The organism is Streptomyces sp. F63, from assembly GCF_018070345.1.
Lineage (GTDB): Bacteria > Actinomycetota > Actinomycetes > Streptomycetales > Streptomycetaceae > Streptomyces.
In genome coordinates this window covers 27,729-44,938 of record NZ_JAGPXX010000010.1, presented here as the reverse complement: position 1 = coordinate 44,938, position 17,210 = coordinate 27,729, and the positions used below count along the sequence as shown (strand labels likewise).

At 73.3% G+C, this 17,210-nt stretch carries 14 protein-coding genes; 3 read left to right on the top strand and 11 right to left on the bottom strand.

The features are described 5' to 3' along the window. The first annotated feature begins 129 nt into the window (after positions 1-129). Positions 130-1,062, top strand: coding sequence for a sucrase ferredoxin (locus KBZ10_RS13500; protein WP_210987840.1), 933 nt, complete (start codon positions 130-132; stop codon positions 1,060-1,062). 37 nt (positions 1,063-1,099) lie between these two features. Here KBZ10_RS13500 and KBZ10_RS13495 read toward each other — a convergent pair whose 3' ends face one another. Continuing rightward, positions 1,100-3,238, bottom strand: coding sequence for a type IIA DNA topoisomerase subunit B (locus KBZ10_RS13495; protein WP_210987839.1), 2,139 nt, complete (start codon positions 3,236-3,238; stop codon positions 1,100-1,102). Between the two features lie 437 nt (positions 3,239-3,675). On the opposite strand from KBZ10_RS13495, the gene KBZ10_RS13490 reads away from it, so the two are divergent. Then, positions 3,676-3,900 carry a hypothetical protein gene (locus KBZ10_RS13490; RefSeq protein ID WP_210987838.1) on the top strand — a complete coding sequence of 75 codons (225 nt, stop codon included), beginning with the start codon at positions 3,676-3,678 and terminating at the stop codon, positions 3,898-3,900. Positions 3,901-4,005: 105 nt separating this feature from the next. Here the strand turns inward: KBZ10_RS13490 and KBZ10_RS13485 are convergent, their stop codons facing one another. The 6 genes from KBZ10_RS13485 to KBZ10_RS13460 form a co-directional block, all read right to left on the bottom strand. Next, on the bottom strand, positions 4,006-4,830 hold the full coding sequence (locus KBZ10_RS13485; protein WP_210987837.1) for a trypsin-like serine protease: 825 nt from the start codon (positions 4,828-4,830) through the stop codon (positions 4,006-4,008). Between the two features lie 169 nt (positions 4,831-4,999). Then, the gene (locus KBZ10_RS13480) at positions 5,000-6,586 is read right to left on the bottom strand and encodes an RNA polymerase sigma factor (protein WP_210987836.1); all 1,587 of its coding nucleotides are present in this window, start codon (positions 6,584-6,586) and stop codon (positions 5,000-5,002) included. A 311-nt stretch (positions 6,587-6,897) separates the two neighbouring features. Then, on the bottom strand, positions 6,898-7,839 hold the full coding sequence (locus tag KBZ10_RS13475; protein ID WP_307847392.1) for an FCD domain-containing protein: 942 nt from the start codon (positions 7,837-7,839) through the stop codon (positions 6,898-6,900). A gap of 242 nt (positions 7,840-8,081) precedes the next feature. Beyond that, positions 8,082-8,846 carry an NUDIX domain-containing protein gene (locus KBZ10_RS13470; RefSeq protein ID WP_210987834.1) on the bottom strand — a complete coding sequence of 255 codons (765 nt, stop codon included), beginning with the start codon at positions 8,844-8,846 and terminating at the stop codon, positions 8,082-8,084. A 237-nt stretch (positions 8,847-9,083) separates the two neighbouring features. Next, positions 9,084-10,394, bottom strand: a complete 1,311-nt coding sequence (locus KBZ10_RS13465) for a DUF4192 domain-containing protein (RefSeq protein ID WP_210987833.1) — start codon at positions 10,392-10,394, stop codon at positions 9,084-9,086. A 282-nt stretch (positions 10,395-10,676) separates the two neighbouring features. Continuing rightward, positions 10,677-12,836 (bottom strand): RecQ family ATP-dependent DNA helicase, encoded by a 2,160-nt coding sequence (locus KBZ10_RS13460; RefSeq protein ID WP_210987832.1) that lies wholly within the window; start codon positions 12,834-12,836, stop codon positions 10,677-10,679. 266 nt (positions 12,837-13,102) lie between these two features. On the opposite strand from KBZ10_RS13460, the gene KBZ10_RS13455 reads away from it, so the two are divergent. After that, a complete protein-coding gene (locus KBZ10_RS13455) occupies positions 13,103-13,720 on the top strand; it encodes a hypothetical protein (protein ID WP_210987831.1) in 618 nt (205 codons plus the stop codon). 28 nt (positions 13,721-13,748) lie between these two features. Here KBZ10_RS13455 and KBZ10_RS13450 read toward each other — a convergent pair whose 3' ends face one another. The 4 genes from KBZ10_RS13450 to KBZ10_RS13435 all read right to left on the bottom strand — a co-directional run bounded on the left by KBZ10_RS13450 (position 13,749) and on the right by KBZ10_RS13435 (position 17,121). Next, positions 13,749-14,357 (bottom strand): hypothetical protein, encoded by a 609-nt coding sequence (locus KBZ10_RS13450; protein WP_210987830.1) that lies wholly within the window; start codon positions 14,355-14,357, stop codon positions 13,749-13,751. A gap of 65 nt (positions 14,358-14,422) precedes the next feature. Then, positions 14,423-15,124: a ribonuclease HII gene (locus KBZ10_RS13445; protein WP_210987829.1), complete on the bottom strand. Its 702-nt coding sequence runs from the start codon at positions 15,122-15,124 to the stop codon at positions 14,423-14,425. A gap of 72 nt (positions 15,125-15,196) precedes the next feature. After that, complete coding sequence (locus KBZ10_RS13440; RefSeq protein ID WP_210987828.1) at positions 15,197-16,102, bottom strand: ADP-ribosylglycohydrolase family protein; 906 nt, start codon at positions 16,100-16,102, stop codon at positions 15,197-15,199. 413 nt (positions 16,103-16,515) lie between these two features. Then, positions 16,516-17,121 carry a YdbC family protein gene (locus KBZ10_RS13435; RefSeq protein ID WP_210987827.1) on the bottom strand — a complete coding sequence of 202 codons (606 nt, stop codon included), beginning with the start codon at positions 17,119-17,121 and terminating at the stop codon, positions 16,516-16,518. Positions 17,122-17,210 lie beyond the last annotated feature (89 nt).

The window sequence follows — 17,210 nt, the reverse complement described above, 5'->3', positions numbered from 1 at the left end:
CGTATGTGATCGAACACATGCTTTCGGTCGACGGTGGCAAGCGCGGCCCGCCTTGCCGCGCCTCCCCCGCCTGCGCGACGAGCCCGCTCCCCCGGCGGCCTTCCGTCACCGCAGGTTAGGCTCGCCTGTGTGAGCACGTGCGCGACGGCATCCCGGGACCTGTCCGAACCTCTGGCCGGGACGGCCGCCACCGCCCGTACCTGGCTGCTGATCGAACAGCCGGGCCCGTGGGGCGCGAAAGCGCTCACATCCAGCCACCTCGATCCCGCTCTCGGCCGCGCCCTGGAAACCGCCACCGCCGGCACCGGGGTCCGCGTCGCCCTCATCCGCAGGCCCGGCCGGCACGCCGATCACCCCCCGGGCGGCGCGCGCCGGGTCCACATCGCCCACACCCTGCCCGGCCGCTCCTGGATCCGCACCGCGCTCCTCAGCGATCCGGCGGACCTTCCGGCCCTGGACTTCCCGTCCCTCGGCGCGGGCGACCACGGCGGCCTCGGGGACCCGTACGAGGGCGATCCGCTCGTCCTCGTCTGCACCAACGGCAAGCGCGACCGCTGCTGCGCCCTGCTCGGCCGCCCGCTGGCCGAGGAACTCGCGGCCACGGGCGAGGCCGTCTGGGAGGTCACGCACATCGGCGGCCACCGCTTCGCACCGACCCTGTTCGTCCTCCCGTACGGCTACGCCTACGGCCGCGTCACCGCCCGGTCCGTCAAGGAGATCCTGCACGCCGTCCGCGACGGCCAGGTGGTGACGGCGAACGCCCGCGGCCGCTCCTCCTGGGAGCGGCCCGGGCAGGCCGCCGACCTGGCGGTCCGGGAGCACACCGGGGAGAGCCGCGCCGACGCGCTGCGGGTCGCCCGCACCGAGCCCCGCCCGGCCGGCACCGCGGAGCCGGCCGGCTGGCGCGTGACCGTGGAGCACACCGACGGCCGAGCCTGGCGGGTGGAGGTCGGGCGGGGCGCGTCACTGCCACCCCGCCCCGAGAGCTGCGGCGCGGCGCCGGGCAGCCCGGCCAGGATGGACGTGACTGCTCTGCGGGAGATCACCGGCGGGGCGGCCTGAGCCGGGCGGGGCAGCCCGGCTCAGCACCCCGCGGCGCTCAGGCGTCGATCCGGGAGCGGTCCAGCGTGGCCGCGGAGCTGGTGATGAACTCCTTGCGCGGCGCGACCTCGTTGCCCATCAGCAGGTCGAAGATCCGCTCCGCCGCCTCCAGATCGCCGATGTTGATCCGGCGCAGCGTCCGGAACCGGGGGTCCATCGTCGTCTCCGACAGCTGGTCCGCGTCCATCTCGCCGAGACCCTTGTAGCGCTGGATCGAGTCCTTGTACTGGATCCCCTTGCGCTGGAACTCCAGCAGCGTGGTGCGCAGCTCGTTGTCGGAGTAGGTGTAGACGTAACGGTCCTGGCCCTTCTTGGGGTGGCTGAGCTCCACCCGGTGCAGCGGCGGTACCGCGGCGAACACCCGTCCGGCCTCCACCATCGGCCGCATGTAGCGCTGGAACAGCGTCAGCAGCAGGCAGCGGATGTGGGCGCCGTCCACATCGGCGTCCACCAGCAGCACGATCTTGCCGTAGCGCGCCTGGTCGATGTCGAAGGTCCGTCCGGACCCGGCTCCTATGACCTGGATGATCGCTCCGCACTCGGCGTTCTTGAGCATGTCCGAGATCGAGGACTTCTGGACGTTGAGGATCTTGCCGCGGATCGGCAGCAGCGCCTGGAACTCGGAGTCGCGGGCCAGCTTCGCGGTGCCCAGCGCCGAGTCGCCCTCGACGATGAACAGCTCGCTGCGGTCCACGTCGTCGCTGCGGCAGTCCGCCAGCTTCGCCGGCAGCGAGGAGGACTCCAGGGCCGTCTTCCGCCGCTGCGCCTCCTTGTGCTGCCGGGCCGCGATGCGCGTGCGGGCGGCCGCGACGACCTTGTCCAGCACCGCGCGCGCCTGCTGCTTGGTGTCGCGCTTGGCGGAGGTCAGGAAGGCCTTGAGCTCCTTGGCGACGACCGCGGCGACGACCCGCGAGGCCGCGGAGGTGCCCAGTACCTCCTTGGTCTGGCCCTCGAACTGGGGCTCGGCCAGCCGGACGGTGACGACCGCCGTGAGCCCCTCCATGGCGTCGTCCTTGTTGACGTCGTCCTCGGCGACCCGGAGCAGTTTGGCGGAGCGCAGCGCCTCGTTGACCGTACGGGTGAGTGAGCGCTCGAAACCGGACACGTGCGTGCCGCCCTTGGGCGTCGCGATGATGTTCACGAACGACCGGACGGTGGTGTCGTAGCCGGTGCCCCAGCGCAGCGCGATGTCGACGCCGAGTTCGCGGGTGACCTCGGTGGGGGTCATGTGGCCGCGGTCGTCGAGGACGGGCACGGTCTCCTTGAAGGATCCCTGGCCGGTCAGCCGCAGCACATCGCAGATGGCCCGGTCCTGGGCGAGGTACTCGCAGAACTCGCTGATCCCGCCGTCGTAGCGGAAGACCTCCTCGGAGGGCTGCTGTGCCTCGCCGTCGGGCCCGGCGGGCCGGCGCTCGTCCCGGACGACGAGGGTGAGGCCGGGCACGAGGAAGGCGGTCTGGCGCGCCCGTGCGTGCAGGTTCTCCAGGGAGAGCCGGGCGTCCTTGAGGAAGATCTGCCGGTCGGCCCAGAAGCGGACGCGGGTGCCGGTGCGGCTCTTGGGCACCCGCTTCTTCTTGATCAGCCCGCCGGCCGGGTCGAAGGGCGCGTCGGGGCCGGACTCGGTGAAGATGCCCGGCACACCGCGCCGGAAGCTGATGGCGTGGGTGTGCCCGTTCCGGTCGACCTCGACGTCGAGCCGGCTGGAGAGCGCGTTCACGACGGAGGCGCCGACGCCGTGCAGACCGCCGGAGGCCGCGTACGAGCCGCCGCCGAACTTGCCGCCGGCGTGCAGCTTGGTCATCACGACCTCGACGCCCGACAGCCCGGTCTTGGGCTCGACGTCGACCGGGATGCCGCGGCCGTTGTCCCGCACCTCCACGGAGCCGTCGTCGTGCAGCAGCACCTCGATGTGGTCGCAGTGCCCGCCCAGGGCCTCGTCGACCGAGTTGTCGATGATCTCCCAGAGGCAGTGCATCAGGCCGCGGCTGTCGGTGGAGCCGATGTACATGCCCGGCCGTTTGCGGACGGCTTCCAGCCCTTCGAGGACGAGCAGGTGCCGCGCGGTGTAGTTGGAACCGCCGTCCCGGTCTGCTCCGGTCAGCAGCGCTGTGGACGGTACGGACGTCTCGGCGGTCACGCGGTTCGCTCCTCGCTGAATTTCGTTGCTGGCCCAACTCCGGGCTCAGGGCGGCTTGGGTCACCGAGGAGAGGGTACCGAGGCCTGGTAGAGCCTTTGTGACGCCACCCGTCGGGAGGGACCATGCTAGTCGAGGATCGTTCACCTGTTCGATCCCTCGGGAGGGTGACATGGACATCACGTTCCCTTCCAGGCATGAACCATTTAGGCTCCGGGCACGTCCTCATGAACAACGGCAATCCCGCCGGAGGACGGACCCCCGACAAGCAGCGCGATGAATACGTAAGCCAACGCGATACGGCTCATTCGCCGCCACCCGGCAGCATCCGGCCGACTCGGAAGGAAGGTTTCGAGAAAAAGGCACGAGCGGGAACGTTTTCGGCCTGGTTGGATGTTGACCCTGGTACGACAGCTCGTCGAGCTAGAGAAGAGGCGACGTGACTACTGTTCTGACCCCCGCGAGCCCGCTGACGGCCGCCGACCGCTGCGACCGCTGCGGCGCCCAGGCATACCTGCGCGTCGTCCTGATGAGCGGCGGTGAACTGCTCTTCTGCGCCCACCACGGGCGCAAGTACGAGCCGGACCTCAAGAAGGTCGCCGCAGAGATACAGGACGAGACGGAGCGGCTGACCGCCTCTCCCTCATCGGCGTCCGACGACTGACGACGCCGGGCACCGCAGCGACGACGAGCGACAGCCGGCCCTGCGGCCGGACAGCGGGCGTGCGGCCCTGCACCACAGGACCGCACGCCCGCTCTCGTCGCGCGGTCACCCCTGCCGGGTGACCATCCCCTCCATCGCGGACATCCTGGTGTAGACGCCGGGGCTGTCCGCCGCGCCACAGCCGCTCCCCCAGGAGACCAGCCCCACCAGGCGGCCCCGGGCCACCAGCGGCCCGCCGCTGTCCCCCTGGCAGGCGTCCCCGCCACCGCCGGAATCCCCGGCACAGACCATGAACGCGGCCTCGTAGGTGCCGTCGGCACTGCCCGGATAGGCCCGCTCGCAGACCCCGTCCGCCAGGATCCGCACCCGGGCCGCGTGCAGCACCGAGGCGTACCCTCCCCGCCCCGTCGTGTCGCCCCAGCCGTAGACCTCGGCCGGCGTGCCCGGGCGGTACGCCTCGTCCCCGCTCTCCGCCAGCGGCAGCCCCTCCCCGGCCAGTCCGCGTTCCACGGTGAGCACGGCGAGATCCCCCGCGTTCGTGGCACTGTCGTAATCCGGGTTGACGCGGATCTCGCGCACCGGCAGCTCTTCGCCGCCGGAGGCTCGCAGATCGTCCCGCCCCGCGATGACCCTGAGATCGCCGACGGCCGAGACGTCCACGCCCAGCACCGAGCGGCTCACGCAGTGTGCCGCCGTCAGCACCGTCCGCGGTGCCACCACGACCCCGCCGCAGAACTGCCCGGACCGGGTGTCACCGAAGCGGTCCCGGCTCGCCAGGGCGACCGCCCAGGGCGTCTGCTCCGTACTGACCTGCCGCCCGCCCACCACCACGCTGTCCGCGGCCGCGGGCGGTGCCGTCACCAGGGACACCGCCGCGGCCGCCGGTATCAGCGCCAGTGCCCCGATCAGGGTGCGCGAGATGGGACGCATGCTGTCTCCTCACTCCGCGACGACACGTGCGGCCCCAGCGTCGGACAGCGCGGCGCCCCCCGCCACCCGGACAGCGGGCGCCCAAACGGCCGCCGGCCCGGAAACCCCAAGGGATTCCGGGCCGGGCCGGGTGATGACCCCGCTGGCTCCGCCTCGTCCGACCGAGTGATCAGTCGAGATAGTCGCGGAGCACCTGGGAGCGCGACGGGTGCCGCAGCTTGGACATCGTCTTCGACTCGATCTGCCGGATGCGCTCGCGCGTCACGCCGTAGACCTTGCCGATCTCGTCCAGGGTCTTGGGCTGGCCGTCGGTGAGCCCGAAGCGCATCGACACCACGCCCGCCTCACGCTCGCTGAGCGTGTCGAGCACCGAGTGCAACTGCTCCTGCAGCAGTGTGAAACTGACCGCGTCGGCCGGGACGACGGCCTCGGAGTCCTCGATGAGGTCGCCGAACTCGCTGTCGCCATCCTCGCCCAGCGGAGTGTGCAGGGAGATCGGCTCGCGGCCGTACTTCTGGACCTCGATGACCTTCTCCGGGGTCATGTCGAGCTCCTTGGCCAGCTCCTCCGGGGTGGGCTCACGGCCCAGGTCCTGGAGCATCTGGCGCTGCACCCGCGCGAGCTTGTTGATGACCTCGACCATGTGCACCGGGATGCGGATGGTGCGGGCCTGGTCGGCCATCGCGCGGGTGATCGCCTGCCGGATCCACCAGGTGGCATAGGTGGAGAACTTGTAGCCCTTGGTGTAGTCGAACTTCTCGACGGCACGGATCAGACCGAGGTTCCCTTCCTGGATCAGGTCCAGGAAGAGCATGCCGCGACCGGTGTAGCGCTTGGCCAGCGAGACCACCAGCCGGAGGTTGGCCTCCAGCAGGTGGTTCTTGGCCCGCCGGCCGTCCTCGGCGATGATCTCCAGCTCGCGCTTGAGCTTCGGGGCGAGCTTGTCCGAGTTCGCCAGCTTGTCCTCGGCGAACAATCCCGCCTCGATGCGCTTGGCGAGCTCGACCTCCTGCTCGGCGTTGAGCAGCGGCACCTTGCCGATCTGCTTGAGGTAGTCCTTCACCGGGTCGGCCGTGGCCCCGGCCGCCGCGACCTGCTGCGCGGGCGCGTCGTCCTCGTCGTCGTCGGAGAGGACGAAGCCCTGGTTCTCCGGCTGCTCGCCCTCGGGAGCCTCACCAGGTTTGCCGGACGCCGGACCGACCTCCTCCGCCACGCCGTCCGCGCTCTCGAGCAGCTCGTCGGCGTCCTTCTTCGCGGCGGTCTTCTTGGCCGCGGTCTTCTTCGCGGTGGTCTTCTTCGCGGTGGTCTTCTTGGCCGCAGTCTTCTTCGCGGCCGCCTTCTTGGCAGGCGCCGCCGCCGGGGTCTCGGCGGGCGTGCCGTCCACGGCCTCGTCGGCGCCCTGGACGGGCGCCGCGGGGGCGGCCGCGGCCTTCCCGGCCGTGGCGGTCTTGGCCGCGACGGTCTTGGTGGCAGTGCGCTTCGCCGGGCTCTTCGCTGCGACGCTCTTGCGGGTGCGCTTGGGCGCCTCTGCGGCACTGACCATCAGCGTCACACCCTCCTCGTCGAGGACCTGGTTGAGGCTGCGCAGAACGTTCTTCCACTGGGTTGGCGGAATCTGGTCAGCCTCGAAGGCCCGACGCACGTCATCGCCGGCGATCTGCCCATCAGCCTTTCCCCGCTCGATGAGCGCCATGACAGACTCGGATTCGGCGATCTCCGGCGGGAGCGTACGGGATGTGCTGGCCGACACGAACAACCTCTCGGAACGATGGGAACGGCTTCCGGCCCCGTCCTGCGACGGGAACCGACGACCACCGGCGGGGTGGACCGGCGGCGCGGGCGGACCGCGGAGCAATTCAGCATCGCGAACGACACCCGTATTCCTCCACCGGCCATCACCTCTTAGGTCATCGCGCACCCACAAAGAGCGTTACGCCCGATCCGCGTGGCCCGGGTCACACTCGACGGGAATTCCAAACCTCCGAATCCGGACACATCGCCGCAAAATTCGGAGCCCCGCCGCCGGGATCCGGCGGCGGGGCTCCGCGGCACCACCGCTCCGCCCGGTCAGTGCTCGCGCGGGGCGGGCACCACGTGCTCGACATCGGGGTGGATGGTGAGCAACTGGCGCATCGCGGCCTCCGCTCCGGCCGCGTCACCCGCGCCGACCGCCTCCACGATGCGGACGTGGTGGCCGACGGAACTCTCGGTCGGGCGGTCACAGCCGGTGGCGGGGCCACCGGAGACCTGGAGCGCGGAGGACACGATGCCCGCCAGGTGCTCCAGCATGCGGTTGCCTCCGAGCTGGAGGAGCAGGGAGTGGAACTCGGCGTCGGCCCGGCCGAAGGTGAGGGCGTCGCCCTGGGCCAGGGCGCGGCTCATGATGTCGGTCATGTCCGAGAGCCGCTGTTGCGCCTCCTCGCGGTCGTGCCCGGCCGCCAGCCGAGCAGCGAGGGGTTCGATGGTCCAGCGCAACTCGAACAGCTCCCGGCGCTGGTCGTCGCGCTGCGGCCCAAAGGCGCGCCACTCGATGATGTCCGGGTCCAGCAGGTTCCAGTCGCTGACCGGGCGGACGCGCGTGCCGACGTTCGGCCGGGCGCTCACGAGACCCTTGGCCTCAAGGACGCGCAGCGACTCCCGCACCACGGTGCGGGAGACCTCGAAGCGCTGCCCGATCTCCTCCGGGACGAGCGGGCGGTCCGCGCCGAGGTCGCCCGAGACGATCATCTGCCCGAGCTGCTGGACGAGCTGGCCGTGGAGTCCGCGGCCCCGGTTGCCGGCCGTGCGGCGCCCGACCCGGCCCGCCTCCGAGTCGCCTCCCTCCCAGGAGGGGCCGACGGCACGCTCCCCCACCGGGCCCTCCGCGTAGGGGTAACGGTCAAGCTCGCCCGGACCGGAGAGGCCGGAGTCGACGGGGCGAGCCGCGGTCATCGTGGTGTGCGCAAGGGTACTCACGCATCCTTTGTCGGCGCGTCCCAGGACACCCTTGAGGTCTTTGGTGAAAAGCACACGAAAGGGTGATCGCCCATTACCTCACAATTGACGCCTTTTCGGAAGCAGTCGGGGGGACGCGCCGCCCCTCGTCCGGTGTTCTCCGCCCGAACGGCCGGGAACGGTACGGACGCTTCTCCGGTCCCCGCCGCAACACACGCGGGAGCAGGAGCGGAAGCCGCGCGGGCAGGCACAACCGGCAGCACCCGCCGCCCGGTTGCGACCGGGCCGCGGCAGCGCTGCGCCGGCCCGGATCCGTCTCAGACCTCGGGGCGCAGCATCGGCGGATTGAGGAGCGTGGCACCGCCCGCGCGGAACAGCTGTGCGGGGCGCCCGCCCTGGCGTGTGGTCGTGCCCCCGGTGGGGACCAGGAAACCGGGAGTACCTGTGACCTTCCGGTGGAAGTTGCGGGGGTCCAGTGCCACGCCCCACACCGCCTCGTAGACCCGGCGCAGTTCCCCCACGGTGAACTCCGGCGGGCAGAAGGCGGTGGCCAGGGAGGAATATTCGATCTTGGAGCGGGCCCGTTCCACGCCGTCGGAGAGGATCCGGTCGTGGTCGAAGGCCAGTGGCGCGGGCTGCTCCTCCTCCCGGCCGAAACCACCCTTCCCCAGCAGCGAGTCCACCGGGGCCCAGCGCGCGCTGTGGGCGTCCCCTCCCGCACGCGGCGCGGGAAGATCGGGAGCCAGCACGAGGTGCGCGACGCTGACGACGCGCATCCGGGGATCACGGCGCGGGTCCCCGTAGGTCGCCAGCTGTTCGAGATGTGCTCCCCCGTCGACGGGACCGGGGCCGGTCGGATCGAGCGCCAACAGCCCCGTTTCCTCCGCGAGTTCCCTGGCGGCGGCAGCCGCCAGGTCCTCGTCCGCCCGCACAAAACCGCCGGGCAGGGCCCACCGGCCCTGAAAAGGAGGCTCACCGCGCCGGACCGCCAGGGCGCAGAGCGCATCGCGCTTGACGGTGAGCACGACCAGGTCCACGGTGACGGCGAAGGGCGGGAAAGCCGACGGGTCGTAGGGCGACATGCCGTGATCATAGGCGTCTCCCTGACGATAAACAGGAGTTCGCCCGCTCTCCGCCGCCGGTGGCCGGTCCGCACCACCGTCCGGAGCGCGGCCACCGGCCAGGGTCTCCCCCGCGGCGCGGGCCGGCCCCGGCACCATTCCGGACTCCGGGGAGAGGGGTACCCCGGAGGCGAACACCGGCCGCTTTCCGCCGTCGTCCCGCCCACCGGACACCGTTGCCGGGGCCGGGGCCGGGCTTCACCTCGCCTCCCGGGTATCACGCCTCCCCCGCCCCGCTCCGCCACCCCGCCCGCCGCCCCGGCGCCCGCCGGTGCCGGACGGCCGGGTGCCCGCGCGCGGGAGCCCCACGGGCCTGTCCCGCCGGCCGGGCCCGGTGCCGGGAGTCCCGGCCCGCCTCTCCCGGGCTGCGGCGGCGAGGCGGGCGGCGCGTTCCCGGCGCAGGCAGCCGCGCAGCACTTCCGGGTCGACGCCCTCGTTCGCTCCCTGGTGCAGCAGTCTGGCGAAGACGTACTCCGGATCGGCCCGCAGGGCGAGCCCCAACGCCGCGCGGGCCTCCGGTTCGTCACCGACGGACCAGGCGACCCAGCCCGCGAGGGTGAGCGGAGCCGCGGCGTGCTCCGCGTAGGCACCGACACAGCGGCGGGCCAGGGCCCGCCAGAGGCGCAGCGCGGGCCCGGCCTCGGGACCCTCCATCCATTCGGCGGCCCGGTCCCGGGTCGTCCGGTCCTGCAGGCCGAGGATCACAGCCGCCGCTTCGTCATGGGCCAGCAGCGCGTCGTCGCGGGCATCGGCCTCGCCACGGTCCGGAATCGGCGGGCCGTCGGCAAGTCGGCCGATGAGAAGGCCGGCGAGGGCGATCGTCTCCTCCCGGACCGTCTCCCGGCCGGGCTCGCCGAGAATGCGCGGTACCAACTCCGCCGCCGCCGAGTCGAGCGCGGCCTCCTGCTCCGCGGAGACCGGGCTCGCCAGCGGGGCGAATCCCGCCTCCAGCTCCCGCAGGGACCCGCGCGCCCGCATTCCCGCGTAGGCCGCGGCCGCGGCCATCACCGAGGTGCCCGGGAGGGCGAGCGGGGTGCCGTCCTCCGGGCAGCAGCGCGGGTCGGGGCAGCAATAGGACCAGAAACGGCCGCCGGAGACGCAGAGGGCCTCCAGCACCGGGACGTCGAGCGCGCCGCACGCCAGCCGCAGGGACTGGGAGAGCGGCCGCAGCCGTTCCACGACGCCCCGGGCGCTCTCGTCCCCGGCGGGGTCCTGGCAGAGGAACACGATGATGCCGTCGGGCCGGCCGCCCCGCTCCTCACTGCCGGAGACCAGGCACCCGGCCAACTGCTGGGACACGGCCGCCCATTCGGCCGGGTCATGGGGGATTCCGAGACGCAGGCGTCCGCCGAAACGGCCGCGTTCACCGTGTACGGCCACCATCACGACGCTGTCGTCCGGATGGAAGCCACCCATGAGATAGGGGAGGGCGTCCGCGAGCTCGGCGGGGCCGCGAAGGGTGACCTGGTCGTCCGCGGACGGCGGACGGGGTTCGCTGTGCTTCGTCATGCTGCGAGCCTGGCGCCTCCCGGTTCCGTTTCGCCAGCCCTGTGGATACATGGGGGATATCGTCCTACTTGTTCGCCGCCCTGTGGATGGCCGTACCGCGGTTGTCCACAGGACCGGCGGCCCCGTTCGCGCACTGTCCGTGGCATCGCCTTACATGGGGACATGAGCGACAAGAAGCTTCCCGCGGCGGCCGTTGCCGTCCTCGCCCGTCCCTTCCTTCCCGGGCGAGCCGCCGCCGCAGCGGGCCGCCCGCACGCCGTTGGCCCCGGAAAACGGAGAGGCTCAGCCCGCGGCGGCGAGGACCAGCGGAAGAACTCCGTCGCAGCCGGCGCGGCGGAGCAGACGGGCGACGATCGCGAGAGTCCACCCGGAGTCGGTGCGATCGTCCACCAGCAGGACGGGGCCGCGCGCACGCCCCAGGGCATCGGCCAGCTCCTCCGAGACGGTGAAGGCGCCCGACAGCGCCCTGACGCGCTGGGCGGAATTGCTGCGGCGCGCCGCCTGCGCCCCGGCCGGCCCGGTGTACGTCAGGGCGCCGAGAAAGGGGAGGCGGCCGATGTCCGCGATGCCCCGGGCGAGGGAGCCGACCAGCTGCGGCCGGGACAGGGACGGCACCGCGACGACCCCCACGGGCCTGGCCGAGGCGTCCGGAACACCCGACGCCCAACCGCCCGGAGAACGCGCCCAGTCGGCAAGGACCGCGACCGCCGCCCGCAGGACGTCCTCGGGCACCGGCCCGTCGGGCGCGTTCTCGGCCAGCAGCGGCCGCAGCCGGTTGCCCCAGCCGATGTCCGAGAGCCGCCCCAGGGCACGCCCGGTGGAGCACTGCTCGGGGACCGGGATGCGCCCCTTGAGGTCGACGCCCAGCGCGGGGAGTCCCGTCGGCCACATCCGGCGCGGCTCGATCTCCACCCCCGGGCGGTCGAGTTCCCTCGCGGCCCCCGTCAGCGTTTCCGCCGAAACGGAGGAATCGGCCCAGGGCCCGGCGCAGTTGTCGCACCGGCCGCACGGAGCCGCGTCCTCGTCGTCCAGTTGCCGGCGCAGGAACTCCATCCGGCACCCGGAGGTGCTCACGTAGTCCCGCATGGCCTGCTGCTCGGCCGCCCGCTGCCGGGCGACCCAGGCGTACCGCCCGGCGTCGTAGACCCACGGGCGGCCGGTGGAGATCCAGCCGCCCTTCACCCGCTTGACCGCCCCGTCCACGTCGAGCACCTTCAGCATGGTCTCCAGACGCGTGCGCCGCAGGTCGACCCGGGCCTCCAGGGCCGGCACGGAGAGCGGCCCTCCCTCCTCGGCGAGGGCCGAGAGCGTCTGGCGGACCTGCGCCTCGGGCGGGAAGGCCGTATCGGCGAAGTAGCGCCAGATGGCCTCGTCCTCCGCGCCCGGCAGCAACAGCACATCGGCGTGGTCCACACCGCGGCCCGCCCGCCCGACCTGCTGGTAGTAGGCGATCGGCGAGGACGGCGAACCGAGGTGGACCACGAAGCCCAGGTCGGGCTTGTCGAAGCCCATGCCCAGCGCCGAGGTCGCGACCAGCGCCTTGACCCGGTTCTCCTGCAGGTCCGTCTCGGCCTGCAACCGGTCGGCGTTCTCCGTCCGTCCCGTGTAGGAGGCCACCGGAAAGCCGCGCTGCCGCAGGAAGGCGGCGGCCTCCTCGGCCGCGGCGACGGTCAGGGCGTAGACGATCCCGGAGCCGCGCAGCTCGTCCAGATGCTCGGCGAGCCAGGCCAGGCGGTGCGCGGCGTCCGGCAGCCGGACCACCCCCAGCCGCAGACTCTCCCGCTCCAGCGGACCGCGCAGCACCAGGGCCTCGCCCGCGCCGGTTCCCAGTTGCTCGGCCACATCCGCGGTGACCCGCGCGTTGGCGGTCGCGGTCGTGGCCAGCACCGGCACGCCGGGGGCGAGTTCGGTGAGCATCGCCCGCAGCCGGCGGTAGTCGGGCCGGAAGTCGTGCCCCCAGTCGGAGATGCAGTGGGCCTCGTCGACCACCAGCAGACCGGTCGTGGCCGCGAGTTCGGGCAGAACCTGATCGCGGAAGTCCACCGAGTTGAGACGCTCGGGGCTGACGAGGAGAACGTCGGTCTCCCCACGCCCGACCTCCTTGTGGATGGCGTCCCACTCCTCGGGATTGGCCGAGTTGATGGTGCGCGCCCGGATACCGGCCCGCGCCGCCGACTCGACCTGGTTGCGCATCAGGGCCAGCAGCGGCGAGACGATCACCGTGGGGCCCGATCCCCGTCGGCGCAGCAGCGCGGTGGCGACGAAGTACACCGCCGATTTTCCCCAGCCGGTGCGCTGCACCACCAGAGCGCGCCGGCGCTCCCGCACCAGAGCGGCCACCGCCTGCCACTGGTCCTCCCTCAGCCGCGCCTTGCCCCCCGGGTCGCCGACGAGCTCGGCGAGGATGGCGTCGGCTTCCGTGCGGAGCTCCAGATCGTCCATGCCCCCATGCAACCACCTCGTGGACGACCGCACCGGCACCGGGCGGACCGCGGGAGGGGGCGGCCGCCGGGGCCCGGCTTCCGCGGACCCGTTCCCCGGCCGCTCATTGCCGCGGAGCCCTCCTGCCGGGGAGAATCGGAACACCACAGCTTCGTTGCTCACACGGGCCGGAGACCGGTCCGGTATGCCCCGGTACACCCCGCACCCGCCTCCGTCCTCCGGTGGCTGCCGCGCACCCCGAAGGGAGGACCGTGACCTCCGGTTCCATGACCTCTCCGGCGGCGGTCCCTCCCCCGGCCGCCGTCTCCGCCACCCGGCTCGGGCGGAGTCTGGAACCCACGGAGTGGGCGGCCGCGGGCATCCCGCTGCTGCGGGATCCGAGGGAGATCGTCACCGGGCTGCACACCCGCCACCGGCCCGCCACCGCGACCGTCGTCGCCGCCGTCCTCGATACGGAACAGCGGGTCGTCGCCAGCGCGTCGTTCGCGATCGGCGAGGCGGTGCCCGACGGCTGGGTGCTCCGCAACGCCCTGCTCGACCGGCTGCGCCGGATCGTCCCGCACGACCTGCGGCTCCGGAACCCCGTCCGCACGGGCGTACTCCTGCACTGCCGGGACGGGGACGCGGAGTGGACCCCCCTCGACGGAGCCTGGATGTGGGGACTGCGCGACGCCTGCACCCTGCACGGGCTGCGCTGCGGCGCGTTCATCGTGCTGACCCCCGGCGGCTGGCGCGTACTCGGCGAAGGCCGCGGCGGCCGCCATCCGCGCGCCGTGGCGGCAGCCGGCGCCTCCCGCGCCGCGGGGCGGACCCGCCCCGCGGTCACCCCCCGGCGGACGGCCGGCGGGGCGCCGGAGGCCCGGCGCCGTACGGCCGCCCGCTGACGGACGGAGCGGCGGCGCCGCGCGGCGGTCAGGCTCCGGTGCCGATGAGGGAGGTGATCCGCTCGGGGTCACCGCACACGATGAGCAGCGAACCCGCCTTCGCCATGGCGGCCGGCAGGGCCCGCACGGCGTCGTCGTCCGCACCGCCGTTGACGGCGACGACCACGACGGGGCGCCCTGTCGTGCGCCCGGCCGCCGAGGCGGCCGCGTAGAAGACGTCCTCGCGCGCGTCGTGCTGCGCCCAGTAGGCCTTCTCGCCGAAGGAGAGCTCGTGCACGGCCCACGGATGCTCCTCGCCCGTGGTGAGGACGAGGACGTCACCGGGCGCGCGACCGGAGTCCAGGAGCAGGTCGACAGCTTCCTCCGCGGCGTCCAGCGCGCCCTCCGCCGGGGCGGGGATCAGCTGGATCTGCGGGCCGGCCGCGGCGGGCGGCCCCGCGGGCGCGGCCTGGGCGCGGGGACCGCGCTGGGCCGGCACGGCCGTGCCGCGGGCGGTGCCGGGCCGGGAGGGGCGCGGCGGCGTGGGACGGGGACCGGGGACAGGACGGGGGGTCGGCGCGGTACGGCCTGCGGCCGGAGTTGCGCGGGGACCCGGGACACTCGCGTGAATCTGAGGCTCCTCGGGGAAGAGAGGCATGAGCTGATGTCTATCAAACACCGGTGCGATCCGCACCGGCGGGGCGGGGATGGAACGGGGACCGTTCAGAAATCGAAGCCGAGTTGCCCCCCGCACTCCGCGGTCTCCTCCGGCCCGTGGACCCGCACCTTCTTGAGATGCCTCCAGCGGGGCAGCCCGTCCATATAGGCCCAGGACACCCGGTGATGGGCGGTCGGACCCCGTTCGGCGAGCGCGGCCCGGTGCGCGGGCGAGGGGTAGCCGGCGTTGGTGGCGAAGGCGAACTCCTCGTACTCCCGCCCGAGTTCGGCCATCAACGCGTCCCGCCGCACCTTGGCGAGCACGGAGGCGGCCGCCACGGCCACACAGGACTGGTCTCCCTTGACGACCGTACGCACCCGCCACGGCGCTCCGAGGTAGTCGTGCTTGCCGTCGAGGATGACGGCGTCGGGGCGCACCGGGAGCGTCTCCAGGGCCCGTACCGCCGCGAGGCGCAGGGCCGCGGTCATGCCGAGCTCGTCGATCTCCTGCGGCGTGGCGTGCCCCAGGGCGTGCGCCGTGACCCACCCCTCCAGCCGCACGGCCAGTTCCGTACGGCGCTTGGGGGTGAGCAGCTTGGAGTCGGTCAGTCCCTCCGGCGGCCGGCGCAGCCCCGTGACGGCCGCGCACACCGTGACCGGGCCGGCCCAGGCACCGCGGCCGACCTCGTCGACGCCGGCGACGACGCGCGCGCCGGTGGTGGCGCGGATCGAGCGCTCGACGCTGTGGGTCGGTGGTTCGTAGGGCATGGCGCCAGACAGGTTACGCGGCCCGGTGGGAGGAGCGGCGGGCGGGCACCGCTCCCGCCTCGGCCCCGCCGGTCAGTCCGCGCAGACGGGCACCCACTCCGGCAGCGGCTCGGTGTGCTCCAGCCACGCCGCGGGCGGCGCCCCCTCCTCGCCGGCGGCGGTCACTCCGCCGACGATCGCGCAGGTGGTGTCCACATCGCCGCCGGCCTGCGCGGTGGTCCAGAAGGCCGACCGGAAGTCGCCCGAGTGGCGGGCCGCGGCCCAGAGCGCGAAGGGCACGGTGTCGTGCGCGCTGTTGCGGCGCCCGCAGCCGAGCACCGCGGCGACCGTGCCGGGGTCGGCGTAGTCGAGGAGGTCACGGGCGCGCCGCAGGCCGGCCCGGACGGCGCTGCGGGGCACGAGCTCGGTCACGGCGTCCAGAAGAGCCTCCGGACCGGCGCCACCCCGCGCGGCGACCAGAGCGGCCGCGGCCGCCACGGCCATGGTCCCGGCGACGGCCTCCCGGTGCTGGTGGGTGACGTAGGCGGAGAGCTCCGCCTCGCGCACCGCGCGCTCGGGTTCATCCGCGTACCAGGCACCCAGCGGCGCGATCCGCATCGCGGCGCCGTTGCCCCAGGAGCCCTGGCCGTTGAACAGGGCGGAGGCGAGTTCGCGCCAGTCGCCGCCCTCCCCCATCGCCCGCAGGATCCGGTTGACGGTGGAGCCGTAGGCACGGGCCGGGTCGTGGTGGAGCGCGAAGGAACGCGCCAGGGCGTCCTGGTCGAGGGACCCGTGAGCGGACAGCACGCCGACCACGGAGCAGGCCATCTCCGTGTCGTCGGTCCACCGCGCGACGCCCGCGGGCAGGTCGCGCCGCCGAAGGGCGGCGTGGTGCGCCGGGTCGGTGAAGCGGGCGCCGAGCGCGTCGCCCACGGCCAGACCGCGGAGGGAGGCGAGGGCACGGGCGCAGCGGCGCGTGAGGGCGGGATCGGCGGTCATCGTCCCGGCACTCTAACCGGTGGACCCGGGCACCTCGGCGGTACACCGGCGCCCGAAGGGCCGGTCGGGTGCGTACTTCCCGTCCCGGCCGGGCTCCGGCGTCCGGAACTCCGCGTCACCCGGGTTGGAGCAGCACCGGGGCCCGGCCACCGTCCAGGGGCACCAGCGCACGCAGGACAGCCGCATGGTCAGCCCGTGGATGGAGAACAGCACGTTGGGCGGGTGGCCCGGCGTCTCGAAGCCGCGGTGCGGGGGCTCTCCGGGAACGCGTCCACGCGGCCGTATCCGTCGGCGCGGACCCGCCCCGGTTTGCCCTCCGGCTCCCCGTGCCGGACGGAGACGACGCGGCGTGGCCGTGCCGTCCACGCCGAGCGGGCGGCCAGGGAGGCTCGCACCCCCGGCCATCCGGACGGTCAGACGGTCCAGGCCGGTTCGAGATCGACGACGTCACCGGTGATCGCCGCCACGTCCGCCTCCAGCTGGGCGCGCAGGGCGAGCCGCTCCACGCGCTCCTCCCGGTACTTGCCGTGCTCCGCCGCCGACGCCCACAGGGAGAGCACCAGGAACTCGTTCCCCGGCGCCTCGCCGAAGACGCCGCGCAGCATGCCCGGGGATCCGGCCATCGCCGGGTTCCAGACCTTCTCCTGCATCAGCGTGAAGTGCTCCACCCGCGGCTCGTGGATCCGGCAGTGCGCGACCCTGGCCACGTCCGCGTCGGCGAACGTCGGCTGGAAACCCACCTTGACATCGAAGCGGTACTCGAAGAGCCGGACCCGGGCGTCGGTGAAGGTGCCGGACTGCGCGGCGGCCAGCCGGTGGTGCGACCGCGCCATGAAGGAGTCGTAGAAGGCGCGGCTCTCCCAGAATCCGAAGAGATGGGCCACACCGGGGCGGATACGGCTCCAGCCGCCACCCTGCCCCCGGAAACCGGGCTCGCCGAGCAGCCCCGCCCACTTCCGCTGCCCGCGTTCGAAACCGCGGCGGTCCACCACCGTGCAGCGAATCCACTTGACCAGCACCGCGCCATCGTACGGCCCCGGGCGCCCGGCCGGCCCCAGGTGATCGCGGACTGCGCCCCGGGCGTCCCCGTGCGCCGCCCGCGCCCGGG

Coding starts and splice junctions, on each gene's coding strand:
- KBZ10_RS13485 (WP_210987837.1), bottom strand. CDS start 4,830: ATGCGTCCCATCTCGCGCACCCTGATCGGGGCACTGGCGCTGATACCG.
- KBZ10_RS13470 (WP_210987834.1), bottom strand. CDS start 8,846: ATGTCGCCCTACGACCCGTCGGCTTTCCCGCCCTTCGCCGTCACCGTG.
- KBZ10_RS13465 (WP_210987833.1), bottom strand. CDS start 10,394: ATGACGAAGCACAGCGAACCCCGTCCGCCGTCCGCGGACGACCAGGTC.
- KBZ10_RS13460 (WP_210987832.1), bottom strand. CDS start 12,836: ATGGACGATCTGGAGCTCCGCACGGAAGCCGACGCCATCCTCGCCGAG.
- KBZ10_RS13455 (WP_210987831.1), top strand. CDS start 13,103: ATGACCTCTCCGGCGGCGGTCCCTCCCCCGGCCGCCGTCTCCGCCACC.
- KBZ10_RS13450 (WP_210987830.1), bottom strand. CDS start 14,357: ATGCCTCTCTTCCCCGAGGAGCCTCAGATTCACGCGAGTGTCCCGGGT.
- KBZ10_RS13445 (WP_210987829.1), bottom strand. CDS start 15,124: ATGCCCTACGAACCACCGACCCACAGCGTCGAGCGCTCGATCCGCGCC.
- KBZ10_RS13440 (WP_210987828.1), bottom strand. CDS start 16,102: ATGACCGCCGATCCCGCCCTCACGCGCCGCTGCGCCCGTGCCCTCGCC.